Below are 10,191 nucleotides of genomic sequence, written 5' to 3'. Positions count from 1 at the left end.
AAATATTATTCATTTTAAACTAAATAACGTACGTAAATATGAAATTTCGGTTTGTTTTCATGTAAGTTTTGTACTGTAAGGTCATTTAAACACAGCTATTTATATAACGTAAAGAAGTATTTTCATTCCCTTTATTTTCAAGCTTTCATGTCTTTATTTCAAAATATAATCCGCTTCACTTTTTCAATTGAAATATCCATATATCACAAGAAAAACCTCTACTTACTCATAGACGCAAAAATTATATCAATATATCTTTTTAACTCGTATGCAATTATGCATAGCATATACATAAAAGGGATAGCTTCAATTTCTTGAAGCTATCCCTAAAAATCTTCTTACTTTTTCAAATGATATGGAACTGTCGTAATAACAACATTTCGCTTATAGAGTAAATACGCACGAATGAGTAAACTAGATTGATTATGAAGAATGTTATGCCAACCTTTTTTCGGAATGAACTGTGGTATAACTACAGTAACTCGATAATTTGATTCACTCGCTTTATATTGCACTGTATCAATAAACTTTGTTAGCGGTTGAAGAATACTTCTATAATGAGAATGTAACGTAACAAGTCTTACTTCAGGTTGCCACTTCTTCCATTTCTCTTCAAATTTCTTTTCCTCTTCTCTGTCAAATGCAACATATACAGCGATAACTTGATCTGCAGAAAGAGACTTCGCATAATTTAATGAATTCTCTACTACATGTGTCATACCAGCTACAGGAACGACGATTACATTTCCTTCTATTGGAACAATTCTCTCACAAGTTTTTAAACTTAATTGATCGCCTACTGCATCATAATGCTTCTTAATTCGGTGGAACAAGAAGATAATGACAGGTAAGAAAATAAGGATTGACCAAACTTGTGCGAATTTAGTTAAAAAGAACATACTCATTACGATAAAACTAATGACTGCTCCTATTAAATTGACCGTTAATCTCAAAGCCCATCCTTCAGGTTTTTCACGAAGCCATTTTAATACCATACCCGTTTGAGAAAGGGTAAACGGAATAAATACACCTACTGCGTATAACGGAATTAAATGTTCCGTTTGTCCTTGGAAAGCTACAATTAAAATAATCGATGCGATTCCAAGTATAATAATTCCGTTTGAGTATCCTAGGCGGTCTCCTCTAATCATAAACATTCTCGGTATAAATTTATCTTTTGCGAGGTTGACTGCTAATAGTGGAAATGCAGAATACCCGGTATTAGCAGCCAGAATTAATATTAAAGCAGTTGTACCTTGTATGAAATAGTACATGAAATTACGTCCAAAAGTTTGTTCAGCAATTTGTGAAACAACCGTTACTTCCTTACTTGGATTAATTCCGTAATAATAAGCTAAAAAGACAATTCCTGAAAATAAAACGGCAAGTAATGCACCCATTGCAAGCAATGTTTTCGCCGCATTGTTTGGTGCAGGGTCTTTAAAGTTTGGAATTGCGTTAGAGATCGCCTCAACACCTGTTAAAGCAGAGCTTCCTGAAGCAAATGCTCGTAACAGTAAGAACAAACTAATTCCTGCAACTGGTGTTCCAATTGGCGTGTGTAAGGTCGGTGACACGTGACCAGTTAAAATATTGTATATCCCTACTCCAATTAATATAAATAATGCTAAAACGAATAAATAAACAGGATATGCTAAAACGGAAGCCGATTCCGTTACCCCTCTTAAATTTAAAATAGTAATCAATATAACAAATATAATCGCAATGATTACATTATGTGCATGTAAACTAGGAAAAGCCGATGTAAGCGCATCTGTACCTGCTGATACACTTACTGCAACAGTTAAAATATAATCGACTAATAAAGAACCTCCAGCTATTAATCCTGGATTCATCCCTAAGTTTTCTTTTGATACAACATACGCCCCTCCGCCATGCGGATAAGCAAAAATAATTTGTCGATAAGATAAAATAAGAGCTGTCAATAATACTAATACCCCAATAGCAATCGGAATAGAATACCAATAAGCTATTGCTCCTAGGCCAGCTAAAGCAATTAATATTTGCTCTGGTCCATATGCAACCGATGACAATGCGTCAGAAGATAAAATGGCTAGCGCCTTCGTTTTATTAAGCTTTTGCTCTCCTAACTCAGTTGATTTTAACGGCCTTCCAATTAAAAACTTTTTGATTGATGAAACCACTGCTGTCCACTCTCCAATAATTTTGTACGAACTTTTCTGCTAGTTACAGCGGATAAACGATTTCTTCAGAAAACAAAAAATGTCTACAAGCCATAACGAAATAGACTTGTAGACATTATATTTTTTGTCGCACAAGCTCCACCTTCCTTCTCAATATAACGCTTACGAGGTTAGCTGTCGGATTCGGGCCTATGAGTAGCCCTACCTTTTTCAAGGATTCACCCCATTGGATTAAGAACTAATCCATAAGAACGGGTCCCCCGCACCATGCGGTTTCAGCGATTTAGAAAATTGAAACTGTGGATTATATTACTCCTTTATTTTCAAAATGTAAACAAAAATTTTGAAAAAGAAAAAATTAAAATGATTGCGCATAATCCGCTGGTAAATATACATAATGAATACTAAAAAATCGATAAAGGAGATCCATATGCCTAAAGAAAAGAAGCCTATTTTTTCCGATTCCTATTTAGATGCATTAGCAAATGAAATTAATCAATTATACGGTAAACGTGAACAGGAAATAAATTTGACAGATAGAACGAAAAGAAATAAATAATTTGTCATAAAAAAAGAAAGCAATACACTTATATATTGCTTTCTTTTTTATTTTTTCATACATCCAATTGTATTGCTGATCTGTTAAAAGTCATTTCTTCATACACTTTCAAATTTTGATATACTGCCCCCAATAATGGTGCTTCTATAGAAAATTGTTTTGCTGCATCTAGTAAGTATCCTTGTAAGTGCTTCCCTTCAATAGACGAACCTTTTTCCATATCCCGCTGCATCGATGACTTCATATCATACGAAATTTTATCAATTGTTTTCATATGTTCCTGAGCAATGTCTTCCTTAACTGGTGCCCCTATATATTTCATAATTTGCACACATTCTTCAAATAAGTTTTGGATAAAATCACGACCACCTTCGCTTTCACGAATCGGCCCTATCGGTGCACGCATCAATGTCGTCACACCCGACATTACAGTAATGAATAAATATTTATGCCACATATCTTGCGTAATATTTTCACTTAATACAAAACTAGATTTCGTACCTGCAAATGCTTTAGAAATATGCTGTATTCTCTCTGAATTTTGAGACTTATTTTCGCCAAATACAAGTCTGTTGGCAGCGCTAGTTTGTACAATTTCTCCTTGATCGTTTAACGTCGTCTCGATAAAGCATAAACCGCCAATTACTTTATCCTCACCGAGTTCCTTTTGTAATAGTGATAAATGAGCGATACCATTTAGCAACGGAATGATTACAGTACTTTCGCCAACAAACGGTTTCAAATCTTGAACTGCCTCGTTTAAGTGATACGCTTTTGTTGAAAATAGAATCACATCAAATGGAGCAGTTTGATCTTCTTTCGTTATTAAATTTGGTTGAAAGGAAAAATCTCCATTAATACTTCGGATAACTAAACCTTTATCCTCTATTTGTTGTTTCCGTCTACTACGAACGAGAAACGTAACATCTTCTCCGATACGATAAACTTAACTAAATCTATACAATTCAATCATATTTACACGAGTTAGTGCTTCATCGTGTTCTCGCAACCCCGAAGGGACGAGGGGTATAACACTCCACACGAGGCAGTATCGTTACCTCCTATTATCAAGCATTTATTGTACCCATCTTGATAAATTTATCGAAGCATTTACATCCCTATCATGATGGCTATTGCATGAAGCACAACGCCACTCACGTATTTTTAAGCTCCACTGTCCTTCTGGTTGAACTGAATGGTCGTATTTTACTCCGCAACATGAGCAAATCTTGCTTGAAGCGAACCATTTATCAGCTTTTACATACGCAATGCCATACTTCTCGCACTTGTATGATAAACATTGAAAGAGGAAGTGTAATTTTTGAAAGGTAAATGCTTTCGATAGTTTTTTGTTTTTTAACAGGTTTGAGATAGATAAGTCTTCCACAACAATCCTCATTGGTTTGGTTTTCACCAATTTAGCTGTTGCTTGATGGATATGGTTATTTCGGATATTCATAATTTTCCTAGATAACCGCAGGTGCTCAGCTTTCGCTTTTTCATATCCGGCAGACTGAATTTTCACACCTTTTTTAAATCTCCTAGACATATCTCTTTGCGCTGACTTTTTCCTTTTCAAAAGTTTTTTAACCTTAGCATCTTTGTTTATATTTCGTTCTTTCATACCATTAGAAGCTACAAAAAGTTCTTTTAAACCAACATCCACACCAATCGACTCATTCGTTAGTTCTTGTGATTCAAAGTCTTCTTGGAATCCTACACTCATCCACCAGTGACGACCATCAAAAGTAACTCTTGGATTGGATGGTTTTTTATTTCTTGGTAGTTGTTGGCTTGTTTTCACTTCTCCAATAGACTGAATATGAACGACTTTCTTTCCTATAATCAGTCTTTCATAATTGGCATAAAATCCTTGGATTACATCTTTTTTGGATTTATAAGAAGTGTGATAACCATTTTTGTACTTTTTGAACGAATGTTTTCTCGCCATATCAAAATCTTTTGAAGCCTGTTTGGGGACTTGTGCATTAATGTCTTTTAACCACTCATATCTCTTTCGCTTCTTGATCTTTGTAAATCGTTTCTGTAAAGCTAACTGTGAAACAGATTTTCCAAATAGCTTATAGTATCTATCACTCATTCTTTTACAATAGTTATAAGCAAATCTTGCAGCACCGGCGTAGTTTCTAAGCACTTGTTCTTGTTCAGGCGTTGGAATCAGTCTAACTTTCTTCGCCAATATCATCAGAATGTAACTCCTTTAATGAAAGATTTGTTCTTCTGAATCGTAGCGTGTTCCACCAGCATTCTCCTGAGACTACTCGTATGCAAACCTGTTAATTCTGATACTTGACTAACTCGTAAAAATTTAATTATTATTCTTACCTCATTGAACCTATCATAGCACGTACGTTCGGTATGTTCAATGAGGTTTGATAGATTTAATTAAATGTATCTCGTTCAACTAAGGGCGCAACTCCTTAGCCAGTTCTCTTATGAACTTCTCATGTTTTCACATGAGCGCAGACTATATGTTTATCTCTTTAGAGATAGAGGATTTTTCCACTACCATAGGCTTGTGGTGTACTCTCGTCAGTTATACGAGATAGTCGTTGAACGTTCATCTTATCACTTTTGACTTAGATGATTCGAGGCGGAAGACCCATTGTTCTAGTGGTTAGGATTTAACCTTGCACCATCTGATTGATTTTTTCTGCTTTCGCGACATTCACGCTCGCTATTTCTAGCCACGTTGTAGTTCAATCAGCTTTAGGGATTGCCCGCAGTTAACCCTCACTACTAGCCAATCACTTGACTAGCAGGGCTTACTGATATATTTAATTAACTTTCATTTAATTAACTTTCGTTATAATTGGTTAAATAAATCGTAACAGTTAATTACCCTTTTCAGCAAGGCGTCCCCCAAAAAAGCCTCCAACGCCACCAGCTCCTAATACTAAAATACGCATACAACATCCCCCTTTTCAAAATACAATTTTATAATTTTTAGTATACATAACATTATACATGTCCCCTACTAAATAAGTTGAATTTTCATTCTTAACTGAGTATAAAACAGTGGTTATTTTCAAATAAATTTGGGCATGTTGTTTTTATAGCATATATGGAAAGGAAACAATGTAAATGGAGGCAATACGAACAATCGAGGAGAAAGATGTAACAACAGCCATATTTCAATTCATATTTCCATTTTCTTTTAAAACTGGATATGAACAAAATATGTTCCCTTTCTTACAGAAAAATGATTTTCACCCTTTTCGACTCGATCATCTTGAAAATGAAAATACATACTACGGAAAGTTTCAAGTTTCACATCAAAATATGGAAGCATATTATCTTTCATTTACAAATAAAATACTCTTTCCTCATTCAGAGCATCAAAAAGGATTGCAGCGCTATTCTAAAGACCTTAACTTAACTGGACATTTAACAACAAATCTTATTTCCGTTCCATTCAAGATTCATTCTATTGACGTAACACTTTGTCCTTATGAGCTTGGCTTCTTAACAATTCGGACAGAAGTAGAAACCGCTCCAAACATGACATTATCGGAAGCAATTGAATTCGCCGCCCGTTTCCGTGTACTTGAAACTAAAAATGATACAAACGAGACTATTTGTATTAAATGTAATGGAAAAAAGTATTCCCAGGTGGAAAGATTCATTTTTGGTTATTTATTTCATGGAATAACAGATTTCTTTGAGAAGAAGAGATTAAGAAGCTCTTACTTTCAAACTTTTCCTTTCTTTGAAGACCAAAGAATGTACGTCCAAACTTTATTATCTATAAACAAAGAATCGGAACTTCATGTAGTTGATGTATACCGAGCTTCTAGTCTTTCCGGATTAACTGACGATGGTAAGCCCTATATTAGTGCAAATAATGTTCCTTATATTCAAGATTATTTAATAAAACATTCTTATCAAAGATGGGCTCCAAATCGCTACTTTATTATGGAAGAACATATATTCACATGTGTAACAAATGAAGGAGAACGCGAATTTACTAAACTTGCGAGTCAAATGTATGGGGAGTTTTATTACGCTTTATTATTAAATCTATTTCATAAAATTGTTTTATTAAAAATGGCAAACGCTTATGCTGAATTAAACATTGAACAAGATACAAATGAAATAGAGAAATTAATTTATTCAATCAATTCGTTTACGGCGAATTACTTTTCTTTAGAGCTAGTATCCCAGTCACAAAGTGAAGATATTTTCTTTCGCTTAAGAAAGCTTTTTAACATCGAAATACTATACTCAAATGCAAAACAAAATCTTGATAGTTTGTTTAAATACCAAGAAAACGTCGCCTCTAAAAAAGATAGCCTTTTATTATTAATTTTAACGCTCTACTCTGTAGTTGGCCAAATGTTAGGGTTTACTATGATTGATCTGTTAAGAAACACCGATTCAAACAAAATATCATCGCCACTTGAATTTTTCGCACTTTTAATAGCAATTAGTGGCATCGTCATTTCACTTATTTTAGGTGCGCAAAGTTTATACCAATGGAGTCTACAACATAAACGAAGAAAAGCATGGGTAAAACAAACTGTACTTTCTGCTGTGAAAGAGAAAGATGATGAGAAGTAAAGAAGGTTATTTTCAAATTACAAATACGTAGTACACGTTTCAGTATATGAAATTTTTATCTGCGATTTTTAAGATCTATCGACTTACCGACAAAAAACACATCATAAAAAGTACTCCAAACTAAAATTTGGAGTACTTTTTTATTACAATAATCTAGCTTACTTCCCTGCTTCGATTTTCTCTAATGCGGCAGCTACTTGCTCTTCAGTTAATTCGTGTTGTATTACGTAGCGGTTACGTGGGCTTACACGACATTCATGAGAACATGCACGTAAATATTTCGCTTCATTTTCTTCAGAACATAAAATTTTCTTATTACATTCTGGATTTGAACAGTTTACATAACGCTCACAAGGTTCACCTGAGAAGTGGTCTTTACCAACGATAACATGTTCTTTTTGGTTTACTGGTACAGCGATACGCTCATCGAATACGTAACATTGTCCATCCCAAAGCTCACCTTGTACTTCTGGGTCTTTACCGTACGTTACAATACCGCCGTGAAGCTGGCTTACATCTTCGTAACCTTCACGGACTAACCAACCAGAGAACTTCTCACAACGAATTCCGCCAGTACAGTATGTTAAAATCTTTTTACCTTCAAGCGTTTCTTTGTTTTCTCTAATCCAATCTGGTAATTCACGGAATGATTCAATATCAGGTTTGATCGCGCCTTTAAAGTGACCTAGATCAAATTCATAATCATTTCGTGCATCAATAATAACTGTGTCTTCTTGTTTCATTGCCTCATAAAAATCTTTTGGCTCTAAATACTTACCAGTAATCTCTTTTGGATTAATGTCATCTTCTAGACGAAGTGTAACTAACTCTGGACGAGGACGTACGTGCATTTTCTTGAATGCATGCCCCTCTTCTTCATCTATTTTAAATACGATACCGTCAAAACGTGGATCGTTATTCATCGCTTCCATGTATTTCTCTGTTTGTTCTACAGTACCAGAACAAGTTCCGTTAATACCTTCTTTTGCTACAAGAATTCTACCTTTTAATTCAAGTGAATTACAAAATGCTAAATGCTCTGCCGCAAATTCTTCTGGGTTTTCAATTGTTGTGTACATGTAATATAGTAATACTCTATATGGTTTTGTAGTTGCCAATGTATTTCTACCACCTATCTAATTTTTAAAATCATGTATAAGTTAACGTTCATATCAAAACATATATAATAAGAAAATGAATCCCATTTTCTTTTCTTTATACTTTTTTCTATCAGTTAACAAAAATAAAAAACAAGATTACACACCAAAACAATATGGTTATGTTGTAATCCCAATATATTATATATCATACAAATGCAATTCCATCAATTAATATGCTATATTATCGGCTTTATGTTCACATAAATTTCAAAAATAGCCCTTTAATTTATTATCTTCCCCCTTATCTAGAAACCATAAACTTCCAAAAACTTTTCGCATCGTCACACCATTCATTGCATAAAGGCATATAATTTGCACTAAGGAAACATTTATGTTCAAATAAAAATATCACCAATACATTTAAATGTATTGAAATAAACAATAAGAATACTTACAATAATTTCATCAAGTTAACATTTCAAAGGGGAAAACGACTATGAATAAAGATATATCAAAAGATGAACAAGTCCCTTCTCAAAGTACAACAGTTCAATCAGCGCATTTAGCATTAAGCGGACAAACGAAAGGTTTAAAAAGACTATTACCCTTTTTAGGTCCTGCTTTCATCGCTTCAGTCGCTTATATTGATCCTGGCAATTTCGCGACAAATATTGCCGCTGGATCACAATATGGATATTTATTACTCTGGGTAATTCTCGCTTCTAATTTAATGGCTGTATTAATCCAAACTTTATCAGCTAAATTAGGAATCGCGACAGGCAGAAACCTTCCTGAAATAGCTCGAGAGAACTTTCCAAAACCTGTATCCATCGGCTTATGGATACAAGGTGAACTCGTTATTATGGCTACTGATTTAGCTGAATTTATCGGGGCAGCACTCGGATTGTATTTATTATTTGGAATTCCGATGCTACCTGCCGCTTTAATTACAGCAGTCGGGTCATTTATTATTCTTGAGTTTCAACGCAGAGGATTTCGTCCATTAGAAGCTATCATAACAGGAATGATTTTCATCGTTGTTATCGCTTTTGGTGTACAAGTCTTTTATGCAAAACCGGAATTAAGTCCTCTACTTTCAGGGCTCTTCATTCCAAAATTCCAAGGTGTAGACAGTATATTACTTGCAGCAGGAATTTTAGGTGCGACAGTTATGCCACACGCAATCTATTTACATTCCGCCTTAACGCAGCGCCGCGTAGTCGGAACAAATGATGAACAAAAGAAAAAGATTTTCCGCTTCGAGTTTATTGATATTATTATTGCAATGGTTATCGCTGGAGCAATCAACGCAAGTATGTTAATAGTAGCAGCTGCACTATTCTTTAAAAATGGCTTGCATGTCGAAGACCTTGATGTTGCTTTCAACCAGTTCAGTACTTTAGTCGGTCCTGTATCAGCTGCTTTATTTGGAATTGGGCTCTTATCAGCAGGACTATCTAGCTCTTCTGTCGGTACAATGTCAGGTGATATAATTATGCAAGGTTTCATTCGAATGCATATTCCGTTATACTTACGCCGCTTTATTACAATGATTCCACCATTAGTTATTATCGCTTTAGGGGTAAATCCAACTTACGCTCTAGTCATGAGCCAAGTCGTCTTATCATTCGGTATTGCCTTTGCATTAGTACCACTTATTATGTTTACAAGTAGTAAAAAAATTATGGGTGCGCTCGTTAACCACCGCATAACAACCTTTATCGCTTGGATCATTGCTGCACTTGTTATCATTTTAAATATTTTCTTACTGTATCAAACATTTGTA

General features: G+C 34.6%; 6 protein-coding genes, 1 pseudogene and 1 riboswitch. Of the genes and pseudogenes, 3 read left to right on the top strand and 4 right to left on the bottom strand.

Features of this window, described 5'->3' with window-relative positions; translation table 11 throughout:
* Positions 1-338: 338 nt before the first annotated feature.
* Positions 339-2,165, bottom strand: a complete 1,827-nt coding sequence (locus KI369_RS16255) for a potassium transporter KimA (RefSeq protein ID WP_212956639.1) — start codon at positions 2,163-2,165, stop codon at positions 339-341.
* 144 nt (positions 2,166-2,309) lie between these two features.
* Positions 2,310-2,456: riboswitch (cyclic di-AMP (ydaO/yuaA leader) on the bottom strand.
* A gap of 139 nt (positions 2,457-2,595) precedes the next feature.
* Here KI369_RS16255 and KI369_RS29675 point away from each other — a divergent pair.
* The gene (locus tag KI369_RS29675) at positions 2,596-2,724 is read left to right on the top strand and encodes a hypothetical protein (protein ID WP_259652776.1); all 129 of its coding nucleotides are present in this window, start codon (positions 2,596-2,598) and stop codon (positions 2,722-2,724) included.
* Between the two features lie 55 nt (positions 2,725-2,779).
* On the opposite strand, the pseudogene KI369_RS16250 reads toward KI369_RS29675, so the two are convergent.
* A pseudogene (locus KI369_RS16250) lies at positions 2,780-3,658 on the bottom strand (ketopantoate reductase family protein); the annotation flags it as partial.
* Positions 3,659-3,799: 141 nt separating this feature from the next.
* Positions 3,800-4,930, bottom strand: coding sequence for an RNA-guided endonuclease InsQ/TnpB family protein (locus tag KI369_RS16245; protein WP_212956638.1), 1,131 nt, complete (start codon positions 4,928-4,930; stop codon positions 3,800-3,802).
* Between the two features lie 899 nt (positions 4,931-5,829).
* On the opposite strand from KI369_RS16245, the gene KI369_RS16240 reads away from it, so the two are divergent.
* Positions 5,830-7,305 carry a hypothetical protein gene (locus KI369_RS16240; protein WP_212956637.1) on the top strand — a complete coding sequence of 492 codons (1,476 nt, stop codon included), beginning with the start codon at positions 5,830-5,832 and terminating at the stop codon, positions 7,303-7,305.
* Between the two features lie 158 nt (positions 7,306-7,463).
* On the opposite strand, the gene trhO is transcribed toward KI369_RS16240, so the two are convergent.
* Entirely contained in the window at positions 7,464-8,423 is a 960-nt protein-coding gene (gene trhO / locus KI369_RS16235; protein WP_212956636.1) for an oxygen-dependent tRNA uridine(34) hydroxylase TrhO, read from the bottom strand.
* A gap of 478 nt (positions 8,424-8,901) precedes the next feature.
* On the opposite strand from trhO, the gene KI369_RS16230 reads away from it, so the two are divergent.
* A partial coding sequence (locus KI369_RS16230; protein ID WP_212956635.1) for an Nramp family divalent metal transporter occupies positions 8,902-10,191 on the top strand: 1,290 nt, incomplete at its 3' end.

The sequence above is a fragment of the Bacillus sanguinis genome, from assembly GCF_018332475.1.
GTDB lineage: Bacteria > Bacillota > Bacilli > Bacillales > Bacillaceae_G > Bacillus_A > Bacillus_A sanguinis.
The sequence above is the reverse complement of the archived record's forward strand: the minus strand, read 5'-3'. Positions and strand labels throughout refer to the sequence as shown.